We start from the raw sequence: 17,474 nt of genomic DNA, 5'->3' as shown, positions 1-17,474 counted from the left end.
TTCGAACCTCCGACCGCTCGGTTCGTAGCCGAGTACTCTATCCAGCTGAGCTACGGATGCATAAGAAACTTGTTTACTACATTTACTACGCGTCAGTGTCACATCTAACACCTGCCACACTGCGTAAAGAGGATGACTCACGCGGTTCGCCCTGCGGGCCGTTGCTGAAGCAACGTTATCCTCCCTGGTGCTGCCGGTTATCTCGCAGACCACGAAATAACAGTGCTGCTGTTATTCTGGAGAATAATGGTGCATCCGGGAGGATTCGAACCTCCGACCGCTCGGTTCGTAGCCGAGTACTCTATCCAGCTGAGCTACGGATGCATAAGAAACTTGTTTACTACATTTACTACGCGTCAGTGTCACATCTAACACCTGCCACACTGCGTAAGGAGGATGACTCACGCGGTTCGCCCTGCGGGCCGTTGCCAGGGCAACGTTATTCTCTCTGGTGCTGGCGGTTATCTCGCAGACCATGAAGTAACAGCGCTGCTGTTATCTCGGAGAATATGGTGCATCCGGGAGGATTCGAACCTCCGACCGCTCGGTTCGTAGCCGAGTACTCTATCCAGCTGAGCTACGGATGCATAAGAAACTTGTTTACTACATTTACTACGCGCAGTGTCACATCTAACACTTGCCACACTGCGTAAGGAGAATGGCTACGCGGCTTGCTTTTGGAAGCAACGTTATCTTCTCCGGCACTGGCTGCTTTCTTGCAGACCATTAGACAACAGCGCTGCTGTTCCCCTGGAGAAGATGGTGCATCCGGGAGGATTCGAACCTCCGACCGCTCGGTTCGTAGCCGAGTACTCTATCCAGCTGAGCTACGGATGCAAAATGGCGGTGAGGCGGGGATTCGAACCCCGGATGCAGCTTTTGACCGCATACTCCCTTAGCAGGGGAGCGCCTTCAGCCTCTCGGCCACCTCACCACACGCCTCTTACGAGTGCTTCGAAGAACTTGTTTGCGCTCTTCGTCGCTGCGATGGCGCACATATTACTTTCTGGTACCTATAAGTCAAACGATTTTTCGAGACCTTTTTTTCGTTTGCACACTTCCCGCGCAATTAGACGGTGAAAACGGCAAAAAGAGTATTTTATCAACAAGAAATTGACGATCACACCGCTATGAAAGGAAAAAATAGCTATAACGGATATCAGGGAATAGTCAAAAAAGAGAAGCAATCGAAGAAGAAAAGTGAGGAAAATAGCGGGCAGAGAGAGGCGCCTCACCGAATAGCGAGGCGCGAAAACCTTAGTAACTGGACTGCTGGGATTTTTCAGCCTGGATACGCTGGTAGATCTCTTCACGATGGACAGAGACTTCTTTAGGGGCATTAACGCCAATACGTACCTGGTTACCCTTAACCCCTAAAACTGTCACAGTGACCTCATCTCCAATCATGAGGGTCTCACCAACTCGACGAGTCAGAATCAGCATTCTTTGCTCCTTGAAAGATTAAAAGAGTCGGGCTCTCGTATCCCGGCATTATCTATCATATAACGCCAAAACGTAAGCGATCACAAACACCCTACAGTGTAAGCAGCCGCGGCATCACATTCTGTGAACCTAAGTTTAGCCGATATACACAACTTCAACCCGACTTTATCGTTATCAGTGCTTCTCGCGCAAGATGCCGCCATCCGGGAACGGCAGCATCTATTGTTTATAGTTATTACAGTTTTGCGCTTACCCAGCCTTTCACACTGGCCAACGCAGCAGGGAGAGCAGACGCATCCGTACCACCGGCTTGCGCCATATCCGGACGACCGCCCCCTTTTCCGCCCACCTGCCGGGCGACCATACCAATCAGTTCCCCTGCTTTCACGCGGTCTGTCACATCCTTAGACACTCCGGCAATAAGAGAAACCTTACCATCTGCAACCGTGGCTAATACGATAACCGTTGAACCCAACTGATTCTTCAGGTCGTCCACCATGGTACGCAGCATTTTCGGCTCAACGCCAGCCAGCTCGCTGACCAGCAGTTTAACACCGTTAATCTCTTCCGCTTTACTGCTGAGGCTTGCGCTCTCCTGCGCCGCAGCCTGCTCTTTCAGTTGCTGAAGCTCTTTTTCCAGTTGTCGGCTGCGTTCTAACGCGGCGCGCACTTTGTCGCCGAGGCTGTGGGTATCCCCCTTCAGCAACTGCGCAATATCGCTCAGTTGATCGCTTTGCGCATGCAGCCATGCAATCGCGCCTTCGCCAGTGACCGCTTCAATACGGCGCACGCCTGCGGCAGTGCCGGACTCAGACGTAATACGGAACAGGCCGATATCACCGGTGCGCGAGGCGTGAGTGCCGCCACACAGTTCCGTGGAGAAATCCCCCATACTTAGCACGCGGACGCGATCGTCGTATTTCTCACCAAACAGCGCCATAGCGCCTGATTTACGCGCAGCATCAATATCCATGATATTGGTTTCGATTGGCAGGTTGCGACGAATTTGCGCGTTGACCAGATCTTCTACCGCCCGGATCTCATCCGGCTTCATCGCTTCAAAATGCGAGAAGTCAAAACGCAGCGCCTTGTCGTTGACCAAAGAACCTTTCTGCGCGACGTGCGTCCCAAGAACCTGACGCAATGCCGCATGCATCAGGTGCGTTGCGGAGTGATTCAGACGGATACGCTGCCGACGAGCTTGATCGACATCGGCCTGAACCGCATCGCCTGATTTCAGCGAGCCGCCGATCAGTTTCCCGATGTGACCAATCGCCTGACCGTATTTCTGGGTATCACTGACCTGGAAGGAAAAACCGGCGCCCTTCAGTTCGCCTTTGTCGCCCACCTGACCACCGGATTCAGCGTAGAATGGCGTCTGATCCAGAATAACCACCGCCTCCTGGCCCGCATTCACTGTTTCAACCGCTTTACCGTCGATAAACAGGGCTGTCACTTTAGCGTTTAGTTCCAGGCTGTCGTAGCCTTTAAACTCAGAGGCGCCGTCAACACGAATTATCGCATTGTAGTCGGCACCAAAACCGCTGGATTCACGCGCGCGACGGCGCTGCTCTTCCATCGCTTCGTCAAAGCCCGCTTCGTCAACTTTAATATTGCGTTCACGGCAGACGTCTGCGGTCAGATCAACCGGGAAACCGTAGGTATCGTACAGACGGAAAGCGGTTTCTCCGTCCAGCGTATCGCCTTTCAGTTTAGCCAGTTCTTCGTCCAGTAGCGCCAGTCCGCGCTCCAGGGTGCGGGCAAACTGCTCTTCTTCAGTTTTCAGTACCTGCTCAACCTGAGCCTGCTGCTGTTTGAGTTCTTCACCCGCTGAGCCCATGACATCAATCAACGGAGCAACCAGTTTCCAGAAGAAAGTATCCTTCGCGCCCAGCATGTTGCCATGACGAATAGCACGACGAATAATGCGGCGCAGCACGTAGCCGCGGTTTTCATTCGACGGCGTAACGCCATCGGCAATCAGGAACGCGCAGGAACGAATATGGTCAGCAATAACGCGCAGCGATTTGTTAGACAGATCGGTCGCGCCCGTCACGCCAGCCACGCTGTTAATCAGATCGCGGAACAGATCGATTTCGTAGTTGGAGTTTACGTGCTGCAGCACAGCAGCGATACGCTCCAGGCCCATCCCGGTATCAACGGACGGTTTCGGCAGCGGTTCCATCGTCCCGTCAGCCTGACGGTTAAACTGCATAAAGACGATGTTCCAGATCTCGATATAGCGATCGCCATCTTCTTCAGGACTTCCCGGAGGGCCGCCCCAGATATGATCGCCGTGGTCGAAAAAGATCTCAGTGCACGGCCCGCACGGCCCGGTATCACCCATCTGCCAGAAGTTATCGGAAGCAAAGGGCGCACCTTTGTTGTCGCCGATGCGGATAATACGCTCATGCGGTACACCAACTTCATTCGCCCAGATATCAAAGGCTTCATCATCGGTTTCGTAAACGGTCACCCACAGTTTTTCTTTTGGTAACGCAAACCAGTTTTCGCCGGTCAGCAGTTCCCATGCATATTTAATAGCATCCTGCTTAAAGTAATCGCCGAAGCTGAAGTTACCCAGCATTTCAAAGAAAGTGTGGTGACGCGCGGTGTAACCGACGTTTTCCAGATCGTTGTGCTTACCACCCGCACGAACGCAACGCTGCGCGGTAGTCGCGCGCGAATAATTACGTTTGTCGAGACCAAGGAAAACATCCTTGAACTGGTTCATCCCGGCGTTGGTAAACAGCAGGGTCGGGTCGTTATGCGGCACCAGGGAGCTGCTCGCAACTACCTGATGTCCTTTACTATGGAAAAAGTCGAGAAACGCCTGACGGATCTCAGCGGTGCTCTTGCTCATAATTATCCTGAAATCAAGCTAACGAAATGTCGCTGGCAGCCCCTACCCAGTATTGACCGGCAGGCTACTCACGAAAATAAAGTGGGAATAAGATAAGTTTTCTTCACGGGGAAGTAAAATCCCGGATGGGTCAATCTGCAAAATTTCGCCAGATTTCCTGGATATCCTCCATCAGATAGCCGCGGTAGAGCAAAAAGCGCTGAATTTTGACTTTCTCGGCAAATACGGTGGGCAGGGGGTCGCCATATTTTCGCTGCGCCTGCTCTTTGGCAAGCCGCGCCCAGTCAATTTCGCACTCGCGCATGGCTGCCTCTATCGTCTCACGAGAGATCCCCTTCTGCTTTAGCTCCAGGCGGACGCGCGCCGGGCCGTATCCCTTGCGGCTGCGGCTGGCAATAAACTGATGAACAAAGCGTTCGTCGTCCAGATAGCGGTTATCAATGCACCACGCGACAACGTTATCGATCTCTTCCTGAGTCGCCTCCAGTACCTCCGGGCCATTCTTCCCCATGACCGGAGCTGACAGCTTACGTCTTAGCTCCCGTTCACTGTGGTCGCGCATGGCGAGAATTCGCATAGCGCGATCAAGCAGGCGAGCATAGCCAGAGCGGCGGGATGAAGTTTCAGTCACGGAAGCCTCGCTAATCAAAAAGCCAAAGGGCCGCAGAAGCGGCCCTTTTTAGTCTGTGCAGACAATATCAGAAATCTTGTGCGGTTTCTGCTTCGCTGTTGCCATCAACCGCGAAATCCGGTGTGGAATCCTGATTGCTCAGCAGCAGTTCACGGACTTTCTTCTCGATCTCTTTTGCCGCAGCCGGATTCTCTTTCAGCCAGGAGATCGCATTCGCTTTGCCCTGACCGATTTTATCGCCGTTGTAGCTGTACCAGGCACCGGCTTTCTCAATCAGCTTCTCTTTCACGCCGAGATCGACCAGCTCACCGAAGAAGTTAATACCTTCGCCGTAGAGGATCTGGAATTCAGCCTGCTTAAACGGCGCGGCAATTTTGTTTTTCACCACTTTAACGCGGGTTTCGCTACCGACAACATTATCGCCCTCTTTCACTGCGCCGATACGACGGATATCCAGACGAACGGAGGCGTAGAATTTCAGCGCGTTACCACCGGTGGTGGTTTCAGGGTTACCGAACATTACGCCAATTTTCATACGAATCTGGTTAATGAAAATCAGCAGCGTATTGGACTGCTTCAGGTTACCCGCCAGCTTACGCATCGCCTGGCTCATCATGCGTGCCGCAAGGCCCATGTGAGAATCGCCGATTTCGCCTTCGATTTCCGCTTTCGGGGTCAACGCCGCAACGGAGTCGACAACGATGACGTCTACCGCGCCGGAACGGGCCAGCGCGTCGCAGATTTCCAGCGCCTGTTCGCCGGTATCCGGCTGGGAGCAAAGCAGGTTGTCAATATCAACGCCCAGCTTACGCGCATAGATGGGATCCAGCGCGTGTTCTGCATCGATAAACGCACAGGTTTTACCTTCTCGCTGCGCCGCAGCGATGACCTGCAGAGTCAGCGTGGTTTTACCGGAAGATTCAGGCCCATAAATCTCGACGATACGCCCCATCGGCAGGCCGCCAGCGCCCAGGGCAATATCCAGAGAAAGCGAGCCGGTGGAGATAGTTTCCACATCCATAGAACGGTCTTCACCCAGGCGCATGATGGAACCTTTACCGAATTGTTTTTCAATCTGGCCCAGTGCTGCCGCCAACGCTTTCTGTTTGTTTTCGTCGATAGCCATTCTAACTCCTCTCATGCCGGGTGTTACCGGATAGTCAATTCTGTTCTGTTGAGGCAATTATACTGTATGGTCATACAGTATCAAGTATTTTGTAGAAATTGTTGCCAGAGGAGTGTTAACGCATACGCCGTTGCCTGACGGCGCACCGACTCACGGTCTCCGGAGAAACATTCGCATTGGGTAACCCCCTGGCCGCTGGCGCTGGCAACGCCAAACCATACGGTCCCAACCGGCTTTTCCACACTGCCGCCATCCGGTCCGGCAATGCCGCTGACCGATATCGCATAATCCGCGCGAGCCGCGCGAAGGGCGCCAATCGCCATCTCCACCACAACCGGTTCACTCACCGCGCCATGGTCGAGTAGCGTCTCTTCATTGACGCCGATCATCTGCGATTTCGCTTCATTACTGTAAGTGACGAAACCACGCTCAAACCATGCCGAGCTCCCCGCGATATCGGTAAGCGTTTTGGCTACCCAACCGCCGGTGCAGGACTCTGCCGTGGTCACCGTTGCGCCGCGCGCTTTCAGTGCCTGCCCCACTTGCTCACTCAGTTGCATTAATTCTGAATCAGTCATTCGTTGCCCCACGTAGGCCATATAAAGAAGCCATCAAAGATAGCACTTTCAGCGGAAATATGGGGATGAAGTGGCAATTTTACGAGGGGTCTTGCGAAAAACATCGTCCACGCTGGCTCAGCATTAGCCGGGAACGGTCAGGCTTATCCGTACCGCCATTCGCCGCCGATAAGAGAGTTGAATTCGAGGTTATCAGGAATGAGCGCGCACAGAATCACGGCATACAGCTATTGCTGAATGAAGCTTTAGTCTACGGCGCTCAGAAAGAAAACAGATATCGAATGGGCATGACTAACCGGCCCATCACGGGCCGGCTTCATTTATTTCATACTCGCAGCGATCAATTGCACGTTATGACGCATCATTTTCACGTAGCTGTCCGCCACGCCGCCCGGTCTGGAGAGCGCTTCAGGATAAAGTTCGCCGCCCGGTTGCGCGCCCGTTGCGCTGGCGATCTGTTTAACCAGTCGCGGGTCGAGCTGATTTTCCATAAACCAGGTATGCACGCCGTCTGCTTTAATTTGTTTGATTAACGCCGCCACCTGCGCCGCGCTGGCTTCACTTTCCGAAGACAGGCCCTGCGGCGCGAGGAAGGTTACGCCATAAGCGCGGCCAAAATAGCCGAAAGCGTCATGGCTGGTCAGCACCTTACGCTTTGCCTGCGGAATAGCGCTGAACTGTTTTTTGGCCCAGCTATCGATCTCTTTGAGCTGGCTGATATAGGCTTTGCCGGAGGCCTCCAGTGCGGTTTTATCCTGCGGATCGGCCTTAACCAGACCTTTGAGGATATTCTGCGCATACAGCGCGCCGTTTGCCGCGCTGTTCCAGGCGTGCGGATCGGTTACCGTCTTTCCGTCTTCATCAAGGGTATGGGTTTTCACGCCTTTGGACGCAACAACCAGTTCGCCTTTAAAACCAGAGGCTTTAATTAATCTGTCGAGCCAGCCTTCCAGTCCGAGGCCATTCACCACCACCACATCAGCCTTACTGAGCAGCGCACTATCTTTCGGCGATGGTTCGAAGGTATGTGGGTCGCCGTCAGGGCCCACCAGCGAATCCACATGCACATGCTCACCGCCAACCTGCTGTACAATATCGCCTAAAACGGAAAAACTACTCACCACATTCAGCGTTTTCGCCATTACCCCTTGCGATGCCAGGCCTAACGCCAGCGCCAGCAAGATCCCGGTACGTTTCATCATTTTCTTACCCCATTAATTTACGCCAGCCGACAACCAGCCGACTGCGCGTGCCAAAAAACACTGAAACAAAAAAGATGCCGCTGGCGGTCAGCACAATGGCGGGCCCGGCAGGCAAATTCGCCGCCCATGACAGGCTCAGCCCCATCCACGCGCAAAAGCCGCCGATGAGCGCCGCCAGCAACAGAATCCCCGGCAGCGTCTTCATCCAACAGCGCGCTGCCACCGCGGGTAGCATCATGACGCCCACCGCCATCAACGTGCCGAGAACCTGAAATCCCGCCACCAGATTGAGCACCAGCAAGGCGAGAAACAGACCGTGCAACAGCGCGGGCAAGCGTCGGGAGTTCACCTGTAGCCAGACGCTATCGAAAGCTTCGCTGACCAGTCCGCGATAAAACAGGGCGATACACATCAGCGTCAGGCTGGCGACACCGGCAACAAACAGCGCAGAATCGCTGTCGACCGCCAGAATCGAGCCAAACAGCAGATGCAACAGGTCGACGTTTGAACTGCGCAACGATACCAACGTGACGCCCAGCGCCAGGGAGCCGAGATAAAATCCGGCAAAGCTGGCATCCTCTTTTAACGGCGTGCGACGACTGACCCACCCCGCCACCAGCGCAACCACAATCCCGGCGATAAAACCGCCGACGCTCATCGCCAACAGAGACATTCCGTTAAGCAGGTAGCCCACCGCCACCCCGGGCAAAATCGCGTGAGATAGCGCATCGCCCATCAGGCTCATGCGCCGCAGAAGCAAAAAGACGCCAAGCATGGTGGTGCTCAGCGATAACGCAAGGCACACCACCAGCGCGCGGCGCATAAAACCAAATTCGATAAACGGCTGAAAAAAGGTATGCCAGATCATGCCAGCCTCACGGAGTTAAATGCGGGTAGCACATCGGGCGTGTTCCCCCAGCGGGCGCGCTGCGGCGTCAACAGCATCGTTTCCGGGAAATAGTCGGTCACTCGCTGGTTATCGTGCAGCACCGCGAGGATCGTCTGGCCCTGCCGATGCATGTCGAGGATCAGCGCCATCAGTTCGCGACTGGTCGCTTCATCAATGCCGGTAAACGGCTCGTCCAGCATCACCAGCGGCGCCCGTTGCACCATCACTCTGGCAAATAACATGCGCTGAAACTGACCGCCGGAAAGTTCCTCGATCGGTGTTTTCGCCATCGCCGACATCCCTACCCGCTCCAGCGCCGCAGAGATGCGCTGACGCACCTCTCCGCGCAACCCGCGCAGTAACGACACCCGCGGCCAGGCGCCCTGGCTGACAACATCCTGCACCGTCAACGGAAACTGGGACTCCAGCGCATGCCGCTGCGCCAGCCAACCGATAATGGGCCGCCCGTTGCGCCAGCTCAGTCGGCCGCTTACCGGCGGAATAAATCCGGCCAGCGTCTTCAACAACGTCGATTTACCACAGCCATTCAGACCAACGATGGCCGTCATGCTCCCCATCTCTATGGTGCCGCTCAATGATGGAGTAATCGCCAGGCCCTCGTAGCCTGCCACCAGATGATCAAGCTCAATCATGGCAACGACACCGCCCACCAGGTCGCCAGCCACAGCACGGCCAGTAAGGCGCAGGCGATTGCCAGCCGCGTTGCACCAGAGGCCATCAGTATGGAAATCAATTTTCTCACCTCAACAAAACGTTATAACGTAACAATATTGAAAGATGAGCAAAATGTAAATTGGTGTCAACGAAAGGAAATGCTGCAAAATGTTACGGACTCGTCTTAGAACGGAGAGGAGTCCGTAAGTCAGGATTACTGTATGCGGGCCTGAGAAACCGCCAGCCCCAGTTGCCAGACGGCCATTGCATAATGGGTGCTGTGGTTATAGCGAGTAATGGTGTAGAAATTCGGCAGACCGTACCAGTACTGATATCCCGTGCCGATATCCAGCCGCAGCAGGCTTACCTGCTGGTGGTTGCCCAGCGGTTGAGTCGGCGTCAATCCTGCTGCCGCCAGCTGCGAGACGCTGTATTTGGTTTTAAAACCGTCGTTCAGCCCCGGCGCCTGGCCCATCGCCTGTACCGCCACCAGATCGCCGTTCACCCAGCCATGCTGTTTAAAGTAGTTCGCCACACTGCCGATGGCATCCACCGGATCCCACAGGTTGATATGTCCATCGCCGTTAAAGTCCACCGCGTACTGGCGATAGGAAGAAGGCATAAACTGACCGTAGCCCATCGCCCCGGCGAAGGAGCCTTTCAGGTCAAGCGGATCATCTTTTTCGCTACGCGCCATCAACAGGAACGTTTCCAGCTCGCTGGAGAAATATTCGGCGCGACGCGGGTAGTTAAACGACAGCGTCGCCAGCGCATCAAGGATGCGAGTTTTGCCCATCACCCGGCCCCAGCGGGTCTCTACGCCAATAATACCGACGATAATTTCCGGCGGCACGCCGTAAACCTGATACGCACGATTAAGCGCATCCTGATACTGATTCCAGAACGCCACGCCGTTCTGTACGTTAGCCGGGGTAATAAACTGTTTTTTATAGCGCAGCCAGGCGCCATTCGGCCCTGACGGCGGCAATCTGCTCGGTGCCTGACGGTCCATCAAACGCAGAACGTAGTCCAGACGTTTGGCCTGCGAGAGGATGTCATGCAACTGCTGCCGGTCGAAACCATGTTTACTGACCATTTTGTCGATGAACTGCTCCGCCGCCGGATTATTGGCGAAATCCCCCCCCATCTGCATTACGTTATGCTGCGGATCCAGCAAAAAACCGCCCGTACCGCCCGCCATTTCCGTTTCTGCGGGAGTGTGGGGTTTGCTGCTACAGGCAGCGAGAATGAAACACAAGGGGAGTAAAGCCAGAGAGCAACGCTTCAACATGGGACATCCATTTAACAAATCGGCAAGAGATCGTTATGGTAAAACATGCGCCCGCTCACAAGGAAGCGCAGGTAATGTAAATTCTTTTTTATTGCCACTTTTTCCTTATCACTCGTCACATCCATTCTTTCTCTCGCACAAACTTTCAAAATAAAATATTTATCTTTCATTTTGCGATCAATTTAACACTTTTAAATCTTTCAAAGTGATTAAAATTGGCCGCCAGTTAGCAAGAAAAATAACACGCTGAAGGAGAGAACAATGATTGATGTCATTACCCACGCCGCCGAATGGTTTATCGGCCTGTTTCAGAAGGGAGGTGAGGTGTTTACCGGAATGGTTACCGGGATCCTGCCCCTACTGATCAGTCTGCTGGTGATCATGAACGCGCTGATCAATTTTATTGGTCAGCAACGGATCGAAAAGCTGGCGCAACGCTGCGCCGGTAATCCGATCTCCCGCTATCTGCTGTTGCCCTGTATCGGTACCTTCGTTTTTTGTAATCCGATGACCCTGAGCCTGGGGCGCTTTATGCCCGAGAAATACAAACCGAGCTACTACGCGGCCGCTTCTTATAGCTGCCACTCAATGAATGGCCTGTTTCCGCATATCAATCCCGGCGAACTGTTTGTCTATCTGGGGATCGCCAATGGGCTGACCACCCTCGGTCTGCCGCTGGGGCCGCTGGCGGTGAGCTATCTGCTGGTTGGTCTGGTAACCAACTTCTTCCGTGGCTGGATAACCGATCTGACCACATCGATTTTTGAGAAAAAAATGGCCATTCAACTTGAACAGAAAGTTCGTCTGTCAGGAGCGACATCATGACGCGTATTCGCATTGAAAAAGGCACCGGCGGCTGGGGCGGCCCTCTCGAACTGGACGCCGTTGCCGGTAAAAAGATTGTCTATATCACCGCAGGCACCCGTCCGGCGATCGTCGATAAAATTGCCGGTCTGACCGGCTGGCAGGCGGTAGATGGTTTTAAAGAGGGCGAACCGCCGGAAGCGGAAATCGGCGTGGCGATTATCGACTGCGGCGGCACCCTGCGCTGCGGTATCTATCCAAAGCGCCGCATCCCGACCATTAATATTCACTCTACCGGTAAATCCGGCCCGCTGGCGCAGTATATCGTTGAGGATATTTACGTTTCCGGCGTTAAAGAAGAGAACATTACCGCGCAGGAAGGCAGCCGCGCCCCGGCGCCAGAGGCTGCGCCAGCCCAGTCAGCGCCCCGTGACTATGATGCCAGCAAGAAAATAACCGAGCAAAGCGATGGCCTGCTGGCGAAGATCGGCATGGGAATGGGCTCCGTCGTGGCGGTGATGTTCCAGGCCGGTCGCGACACCATTGATACGGTGCTGAAAACTATTCTGCCGTTTATGGCCTTCGTTTCGGCGCTGATTGGCATCATTATGGCCTCCGGCGTCGGCGACTGGATCGCCCACGGCCTGGCGCCCCTCGCCAGCCATCCGCTGGGCCTCGTTACCCTGGCGCTCATCTGTTCTTTCCCCCTACTGTCGCCGTTTCTTGGCCCTGGCGCAGTCATCGCGCAGGTTATCGGCGTGCTGATTGGCGTCCAGATTGGTCTTGGCAATATTCCACCGCATCTCGCCCTGCCCGCGCTGTTTGCCATTAACGCCCAGGCCGCCTGCGACTTTATTCCGGTTGGCCTGTCGCTGGCGGAAGCTCGTCAGGAGACCGTGCGCGTCGGCGTACCGTCAGTGCTGGTGAGCCGCTTCCTGACCGGCGCGCCAACGGTACTGATCGCCTGGTTCGTTTCCGGGTTTATTTACCAATAAGAGGTTCCTGAAGATGACCGTGATTTACCAGACCACCATTACGCACATTGGCGCCAGCGCGACGATGGCGCTGGCAGACCAGATGCTGATCACTTTCCGGGAGGGCGCCCCGGCCGATATCGAAGAGTACTGCTTTATTCACAACCACGGCGAGCTGTCCGGCCCGCTGCTGCCAGGCGCAGAGCTCCAGCTTGGTGAACAGCGCTATCCGGTGACCGCCGTCGGCGATGTCGCTGAGCAAAACCTGCGCGAGCTCGGCCATATCACGCTGCGTTTTGATGGACATCACGAAGCGGAGTTCCCCGGAACCGTCCACGTGGCGGGCCCGGTGCCGGAAACCATCGCCACCGGCTGCGTACTGAAATTTGTTGCTTAAGTTGTAAGGAGAAAATTATGAATCAGGTTGCTGTTGTCATCGGTGGGGGACAAACCTTAGGGGAGTTTCTGTGTCGTGGGCTTGCCGCAGAGGGCTATCGTGTCGCCGTTGTCGATATTCAGAGTGATAAAGCGACCCGCGTCGCACAGGCCATTAATGCGGAATATGGCGAAGGAAGGGCTTACGGCTTCGGCGCAGACGCCACCAGCGAAGCCAGCGTTGTCGCCCTTGCCCGCGGCGTGGACGACATATTTTCCCGCGTTGACCTGCTGGTTTACAGCGCCGGAATCGCCAAAGCGGCCTTTATCAGCGACTTCGCGCTGGGCGATTTCGACCGCTCGCTACAGGTTAATCTGGTGGGCTACTTCCTCTGCGCCCGTGAGTTTTCCCGGCTGATGATCCGCGACGGGATTAAAGGGCGCATCATTCAGATCAACTCCAAATCCGGCAAAGTCGGCAGCAAGCATAACTCTGGCTATAGCGCGGCGAAGTTCGGCGGCGTGGGGCTAACGCAGTCTCTGGCGCTGGATCTCGCGGAATATGGCATCACCGTGCATTCTCTGATGCTGGGCAACCTGCTGAAGTCGCCAATGTTCCAGTCCCTGCTACCGCAGTACGCCACCAAACTGGGGATCGCCGAAGATCAGGTAGAGCAGTACTACATCGATAAAGTGCCGCTGAAACGCGGCTGCGATTATCAGGATGTGCTTAATGTGCTGATGTTTTACGCCAGCCCACAGGCTTCGTACTGCACCGGGCAGTCTATTAACATCACCGGCGGGCAGGTGATGTTTTAAAACAGGCGTCCCGGATTACGCTGCGCGTATCCGGGCGACAGAAGCAGAGCGTCCCTCGGGCAAGGCGTGCGCGCCGCGCCCCGGGGATTTCCCGACAACACACCGCTAAGGAAACTGATATGGTTAACACATTAATCACCGTCGCCGCCCTCGCCTGGATAACTCAACTCATCTTTGGCGGCTGGCAAATCAGGCAATTTAATCACGCCTTTGATCAACTCAGCCAGAAAGGACGCGTTGGCGTTGGCCGTTCCGCTGGCCGGTTCAGGCCGCGCGCCGTCATCGCTATCGCCGTCGACGAGCACGACCGTATTCGCGATACGTTGTTGATGAAAGGTCTCACCGTTTTCGCCAGGCCGCAAAAAATCCCTGCGCTTAACGGCAAACATATCGAAGAATTGCAGCCTGATGTGATCTTTCCCAATGATCCTCTCTGTCAGAATGCACTATTATTAGCGCTTAATCCGAAATACCTATAATTTCGTTGTGAAAGTTAATATCTTGCGAAATTATCACTTCGAAATTTTAACCGCAGGATACAACACCTATGAAACCACGTCAGCGCCAGGCTGCCATTCTTGAACATCTGCAATCGCAGGGCAAATGTTCGGTCGAAGAACTGGCGCAACACTTCGACACCACCGGCACCACCATCCGTAAGGATCTGGTCATCCTTGAGAATGCGGGGACCGTTATTCGCACTTACGGCGGCGTCGTGTTAAATAAAGACGAGGCCGACCCGCCCATCGACCACAAGACGCTGATCAACACCCATAAAAAAGAGCGGATTGCGCAAGCCGCCGTCAGCTTTATACATGATGGCGACTCGATCATTCTCGATGCCGGCAGTACGGTGCTGCAAATGGTGCCGATGCTCAGCCGTTTCAATAACATCACCGTGATGACCAACAGCCTGCATATCGTTAACGCGCTTTCCGAACTGGATAATGAACAAACGATCCTGATGCCGGGCGGCACCTTCCGCAAAAAATCGGCCTCTTTTCACGGCCAACTGGCGGAAAACGCCTTCGAACACTTCAGCTTTGACAGACTGTTTATGGGCACCGACGGCATTGATTTAATCGCTGGCGTCACCACCTTCAATGAGGTTTATACCGTCAGCAAAGCCATGTGCAATGCGGCCAGAGAAGTTATCCTGATGGCCGACTCATCGAAATTTGGCCGTAAAAGCCCCAATATCGTCTGCGGCCTGGAGAGCGTGGATAAACTGATTACCGATGCCGACATCGACCCGGAATTCCAGCGAGCGCTGGAGGACAAAGGAATTGAAGTCATTATTACTGGAGAACATCATGAGTAACGTGCTGCTGGAAGCCGGACGCCAGACCCTGTTGCTGGAACTTCAGGAGGCAAGCCGCCTGCCTGAACGCCTGGGCGACGACTTTATCCGCGCGGCGGAAACCATCATCCACTGCGAAGGCAAACTGATTGTCTCGGGTATCGGTAAATCGGGCCATATTGGTAAAAAGCTGGCCGCCACCTTCGCCAGCACAGGGACGCCGGCCTTTTTCGTGCATCCGGCGGAAGCGCTGCACGGCGACCTCGGGATGCTCGACAGCCGCGACGTGATGCTGTTTATCTCCTACTCCGGCAGCGCCAAAGAGCTGGATCTCATCGTCCCGCGTCTGGAGGAAAAAGCTATTCCGTTGCTGGCGATGACCGGCAAATCTACCTCACCGCTGGCGCGGGCGGCCAAAGCGGTACTCAATATCGCCGTAGAGCGAGAAGCCTGCCCGATGCATCTCGCCCCAACCTCCAGCACCGTCAACACCCTGATGCTCGGCGATGCGCTGGCGATGGCGGTGATGCAGGCGCGAGGATTCAGCGAAGAGGATTTCGCCCGCTCGCACCCGGCTGGCGCGCTGGGCGCGCGGCTGCTGAACAACGTTCATCATCTGATGCGCCGCGACAACGACGTGCCTCGCGTGGCTGTCGACGCCAGCGTCATGGATGCGATGCTCGAACTCAGCCGCACCGGACTGGGGCTGGTGGCGGTCTGCGATGCACGCAATCACGTCGAGGGCGTATTTACCGATGGCGACCTGCGCCGCTGGCTGGTGGGTGGCGGCCGCTTACAGGATATTGTCAGCCAGGCCATGACCCGTAATGGCGTCACGCTGCTGGCAGACAGCCGCGCGGTGGAAGCCAAAGAGCGCCTGATGAAGCACAAAATCAGCGCCGCGCCGGTAATTGATGAGAATGGCCAGCTGGTCGGCGCCATCAACCTGCAGAGTTTTTATCAGGCCGGGATCCTTTAAGCCCGAGACGCTTCGCCAGCCGGTGCAGGTTGGCAACATCAAGATCCAGCGCCCGGGCGGTGGCTGCCCAGTTACGGTTGTTATCCGCCAGCGCTCTGGCAAGGGTTGCACGCTGAAACGCCTCCGTCGCCGCGCGCAAACTCACGACTTCAGCCACTGGCTGCGGGCTTATGCCCGGCAGACCCGGCGCTTCAACCGTGAACTGAAAATGCTGTGGCTCCAGCACCACCTCATTACCCGCCTGGGTCGCCCGCGCCAGCACCACCGCCCGATGAATGGCATGCTCAAGCTCGCGTACATTACCCGGCCATGACCAGGCAAGCAGCCTGGCGCGTGTGGCCTCGCTTAAAATCACCTGCGCCAGCCCCATGCGTAAACGGCACTGCTCGCAGAAATAGCCCGCCAGCAGCACCACGTCATTTCCCCGTTCGCGCAGCGCCGGAACCGACAGCGGGAACACGCTCAGACGATGATAAAGGTCGGCGCGGAAACGCCCCTCCACTACCTCGTGGCGCAGGTCGCGGTTGGTGGCCGCCAGAACCCGCACATCGACCCGCAGGCTGCGATCGTCACCGACCCGTTGAATATCGCCATATTGCAGCACCCGCAACAGCTTGGCCTGCAGCGCCAGCGACAGTTCACCAATTTCATCGAGGAAAAGCGTCCCGTTATCCGCCATTTCAAACTTGCCGCTGCGGTTGCTTATCGCCCCGGTAAACGCCCCTTTAACGTGACCAAACAGCTCGCTCTCCGCCACGCTCTCCGGTAAAGCCGCACAGTTGAGATATACCAGCGGATTAGCCACCCGCGGCGATCCCTGATGAACAGCCTTCGCCACCAGCTCTTTACCGGTGCCGGTTTCACCGCTAATCAGGACGTTTAGATCGGAAGCGGCGACGATATCGATCTCTTTTTTCAGTTGCTGCACCGACGCCGACAGACCAATAATTTCCTGGCGTTCGGATACCGGGTAAACGCTGGTCGGCTCCGGCAGCACATTTTGATTTTCCAGCCTGGCAATCAGCAGCGCGTTATTGAGCGCCCCGGCCACGAGGGCGGCAATCAGGCGCAGTTCCTCATCGCTGAAGCTATCGAAACGGTCCGCATCCATGCCATCAAGGGTAAGGGCGCCAATCAACGTTTGCCCGGCAAACAGCGGCAGCCCGACGCAGGCGTGTACCTTCAGACTCTCCAGGCCGGGGATCAACCCATCATAAGGGTCCGGCAAATCGCTGTCTGCGGGGAACCGCACCACATCCCCGGCGCGGGCAATCGCCTCCAGCCGCGGATGCCCTTCAAGGGCGAAGCGCCGCCCGAGCACATCCTGAGCCAGACCATCAATCGCCAGCGGCACAAACTGATGCGCTTCATAGCGCAACAGCGCAGAAGCATCGCAACCAAGGATCTGTCGCAGAGTGGCGATCAGGCGCGAGAAACGATCGGCATGACCAAGATCGCTTTGTAAATCAATGGCGATTTTCGCCAGGGCTTCGACGGAAAAACTCATTGTCGCCTCATTGTCATT

Annotated in this window: 17 protein-coding genes and 4 tRNA genes; 7 read left to right on the top strand and 14 right to left on the bottom strand. The window is 55.5% G+C overall.

Annotation, left to right across the window (positions count from 1 at the left end; all coding sequences use genetic code 11):
* Positions 1 to 247 precede the first annotated feature (247 nt).
* From ABK821_RS02235 to mltB, 13 genes are all read right to left on the bottom strand, one after another.
* Positions 248 to 324 (bottom strand) — tRNA-Arg (locus ABK821_RS02235).
* Positions 325 to 510: 186 nt separating this feature from the next.
* A tRNA-Arg gene (locus ABK821_RS02230) sits at positions 511 to 587 on the bottom strand.
* A gap of 173 nt (positions 588 to 760) precedes the next feature.
* Positions 761 to 837: transfer RNA gene (locus tag ABK821_RS02225), tRNA-Arg, on the bottom strand.
* A gap of 4 nt (positions 838 to 841) precedes the next feature.
* Positions 842 to 934 (bottom strand) — tRNA-Ser (locus ABK821_RS02220).
* Between the two features lie 323 nt (positions 935 to 1,257).
* Complete coding sequence (gene csrA / locus ABK821_RS02215; RefSeq protein WP_000906486.1) at positions 1,258 to 1,443, bottom strand: carbon storage regulator CsrA; 186 nt, start codon at positions 1,441 to 1,443, stop codon at positions 1,258 to 1,260.
* Positions 1,444 to 1,678: 235 nt separating this feature from the next.
* Positions 1,679 to 4,306 (bottom strand): alanine--tRNA ligase, encoded by a 2,628-nt coding sequence (gene alaS / locus ABK821_RS02210; protein WP_343178946.1) that lies wholly within the window; start codon positions 4,304 to 4,306, stop codon positions 1,679 to 1,681.
* A 130-nt stretch (positions 4,307 to 4,436) separates the two neighbouring features.
* Positions 4,437 to 4,937: a recombination regulator RecX gene (gene recX / locus ABK821_RS02205; protein WP_343178947.1), complete on the bottom strand. Its 501-nt coding sequence runs from the start codon at positions 4,935 to 4,937 to the stop codon at positions 4,437 to 4,439.
* Positions 4,938 to 5,004: 67 nt separating this feature from the next.
* Positions 5,005 to 6,063 (bottom strand): recombinase RecA, encoded by a 1,059-nt coding sequence (gene recA / locus ABK821_RS02200; protein ID WP_138359756.1) that lies wholly within the window; start codon positions 6,061 to 6,063, stop codon positions 5,005 to 5,007.
* An 80-nt stretch (positions 6,064 to 6,143) separates the two neighbouring features.
* Positions 6,144 to 6,641, bottom strand: coding sequence for a nicotinamide-nucleotide amidase (pncC, locus tag ABK821_RS02195; protein ID WP_138359757.1), 498 nt, complete (start codon positions 6,639 to 6,641; stop codon positions 6,144 to 6,146).
* 320 nt (positions 6,642 to 6,961) lie between these two features.
* Complete coding sequence (locus tag ABK821_RS02190) at positions 6,962 to 7,840, bottom strand: metal ABC transporter substrate-binding protein (protein ID WP_142502769.1); 879 nt, start codon at positions 7,838 to 7,840, stop codon at positions 6,962 to 6,964.
* 7 nt (positions 7,841 to 7,847) lie between these two features.
* Positions 7,848 to 8,711 carry a metal ABC transporter permease gene (locus ABK821_RS02185; protein WP_138359758.1) on the bottom strand — a complete coding sequence of 288 codons (864 nt, stop codon included), beginning with the start codon at positions 8,709 to 8,711 and terminating at the stop codon, positions 7,848 to 7,850.
* Positions 8,708 to 9,418, bottom strand: coding sequence for a metal ABC transporter ATP-binding protein (locus ABK821_RS02180; protein ID WP_171034825.1), 711 nt, complete (start codon positions 9,416 to 9,418; stop codon positions 8,708 to 8,710). The genes ABK821_RS02185 and ABK821_RS02180 overlap by 4 nt, the downstream gene beginning before the upstream one ends.
* A gap of 203 nt (positions 9,419 to 9,621) precedes the next feature.
* The gene (mltB, locus tag ABK821_RS02175; RefSeq protein WP_142502487.1) at positions 9,622 to 10,698 is read right to left on the bottom strand and encodes a lytic murein transglycosylase B; all 1,077 of its coding nucleotides are present in this window, start codon (positions 10,696 to 10,698) and stop codon (positions 9,622 to 9,624) included.
* A gap of 261 nt (positions 10,699 to 10,959) precedes the next feature.
* On the opposite strand from mltB, the gene ABK821_RS02170 reads away from it, so the two are divergent.
* The 7 genes from ABK821_RS02170 to gutQ all read left to right on the top strand — a co-directional run bounded on the left by ABK821_RS02170 (position 10,960) and on the right by gutQ (position 15,949).
* Positions 10,960 to 11,523 carry a PTS glucitol/sorbitol transporter subunit IIC gene (locus tag ABK821_RS02170; RefSeq protein WP_138359761.1) on the top strand — a complete coding sequence of 188 codons (564 nt, stop codon included), beginning with the start codon at positions 10,960 to 10,962 and terminating at the stop codon, positions 11,521 to 11,523.
* The gene (locus tag ABK821_RS02165) at positions 11,520 to 12,497 is read left to right on the top strand and encodes a PTS glucitol/sorbitol transporter subunit IIB (protein ID WP_138359762.1); all 978 of its coding nucleotides are present in this window, start codon (positions 11,520 to 11,522) and stop codon (positions 12,495 to 12,497) included. Before ABK821_RS02170 ends, ABK821_RS02165 begins: the two co-directional genes overlap by 4 nt.
* 13 nt (positions 12,498 to 12,510) lie before the next feature.
* Positions 12,511 to 12,873 carry a PTS glucitol/sorbitol transporter subunit IIA gene (gene srlB, locus ABK821_RS02160; RefSeq protein WP_138359763.1) on the top strand — a complete coding sequence of 121 codons (363 nt, stop codon included), beginning with the start codon at positions 12,511 to 12,513 and terminating at the stop codon, positions 12,871 to 12,873.
* Positions 12,874 to 12,890: 17 nt separating this feature from the next.
* Positions 12,891 to 13,670: a sorbitol-6-phosphate dehydrogenase gene (gene srlD, locus ABK821_RS02155; protein WP_138359764.1), complete on the top strand. Its 780-nt coding sequence runs from the start codon at positions 12,891 to 12,893 to the stop codon at positions 13,668 to 13,670.
* Positions 13,671 to 13,789: 119 nt separating this feature from the next.
* Complete coding sequence (gutM, locus tag ABK821_RS02150) at positions 13,790 to 14,149, top strand: transcriptional regulator GutM (protein WP_343178949.1); 360 nt, start codon at positions 13,790 to 13,792, stop codon at positions 14,147 to 14,149.
* 68 nt (positions 14,150 to 14,217) lie between these two features.
* Complete coding sequence (locus ABK821_RS02145) at positions 14,218 to 14,991, top strand: DNA-binding transcriptional repressor (RefSeq protein ID WP_142502488.1); 774 nt, start codon at positions 14,218 to 14,220, stop codon at positions 14,989 to 14,991.
* Positions 14,984 to 15,949 (top strand): arabinose-5-phosphate isomerase GutQ, encoded by a 966-nt coding sequence (gutQ, locus tag ABK821_RS02140; RefSeq protein ID WP_343178951.1) that lies wholly within the window; start codon positions 14,984 to 14,986, stop codon positions 15,947 to 15,949. The genes ABK821_RS02145 and gutQ overlap by 8 nt, the downstream gene beginning before the upstream one ends.
* On the opposite strand, the gene norR is transcribed toward gutQ, so the two are convergent.
* Positions 15,912 to 17,456 (bottom strand): nitric oxide reductase transcriptional regulator NorR, encoded by a 1,545-nt coding sequence (gene norR / locus ABK821_RS02135; protein ID WP_138359768.1) that lies wholly within the window; start codon positions 17,454 to 17,456, stop codon positions 15,912 to 15,914. The genes gutQ and norR overlap by 38 nt on opposite strands.
* Positions 17,457 to 17,474: the final 18 nt, after the last annotated feature.

The sequence above is a fragment of the Klebsiella sp. KE9456 genome (assembly GCF_043832615.1).
GTDB classification, from domain to species: Bacteria; Pseudomonadota; Gammaproteobacteria; order Enterobacterales; family Enterobacteriaceae; genus Klebsiella; species Klebsiella indica.
Note: the sequence above shows the minus strand (reverse complement) of the source record. Positions and strands in the feature narration are given on the sequence as shown.

Coding starts and splice junctions, on each gene's coding strand:
- ABK821_RS02190 (WP_142502769.1), bottom strand. CDS start 7,840: ATGAAACGTACCGGGATCTTGCTGGCGCTGGCGTTAGGCCTGGCATCG.
- ABK821_RS02165 (WP_138359762.1), top strand. CDS start 11,520: ATGACGCGTATTCGCATTGAAAAAGGCACCGGCGGCTGGGGCGGCCCT.
- ABK821_RS02170 (WP_138359761.1), top strand. CDS start 10,960: ATGATTGATGTCATTACCCACGCCGCCGAATGGTTTATCGGCCTGTTT.
- ABK821_RS02185 (WP_138359758.1), bottom strand. CDS start 8,711: ATGATCTGGCATACCTTTTTTCAGCCGTTTATCGAATTTGGTTTTATG.
- recA (WP_138359756.1), bottom strand. CDS start 6,063: ATGGCTATCGACGAAAACAAACAGAAAGCGTTGGCGGCAGCACTGGGC.
- mltB (WP_142502487.1), bottom strand. CDS start 10,698: ATGTTGAAGCGTTGCTCTCTGGCTTTACTCCCCTTGTGTTTCATTCTC.
- gutM (WP_343178949.1), top strand. CDS start 13,790: ATGGTTAACACATTAATCACCGTCGCCGCCCTCGCCTGGATAACTCAA.
- srlB (WP_138359763.1), top strand. CDS start 12,511: ATGACCGTGATTTACCAGACCACCATTACGCACATTGGCGCCAGCGCG.
- gutQ (WP_343178951.1), top strand. CDS start 14,984: ATGAGTAACGTGCTGCTGGAAGCCGGACGCCAGACCCTGTTGCTGGAA.
- csrA (WP_000906486.1), bottom strand. CDS start 1,443: ATGCTGATTCTGACTCGTCGAGTTGGTGAGACCCTCATGATTGGAGAT.
- norR (WP_138359768.1), bottom strand. CDS start 17,456: ATGAGTTTTTCCGTCGAAGCCCTGGCGAAAATCGCCATTGATTTACAA.
- pncC (WP_138359757.1), bottom strand. CDS start 6,641: ATGACTGATTCAGAATTAATGCAACTGAGTGAGCAAGTGGGGCAGGCA.
- alaS (WP_343178946.1), bottom strand. CDS start 4,306: ATGAGCAAGAGCACCGCTGAGATCCGTCAGGCGTTTCTCGACTTTTTC.
- srlD (WP_138359764.1), top strand. CDS start 12,891: ATGAATCAGGTTGCTGTTGTCATCGGTGGGGGACAAACCTTAGGGGAG.
- ABK821_RS02145 (WP_142502488.1), top strand. CDS start 14,218: ATGAAACCACGTCAGCGCCAGGCTGCCATTCTTGAACATCTGCAATCG.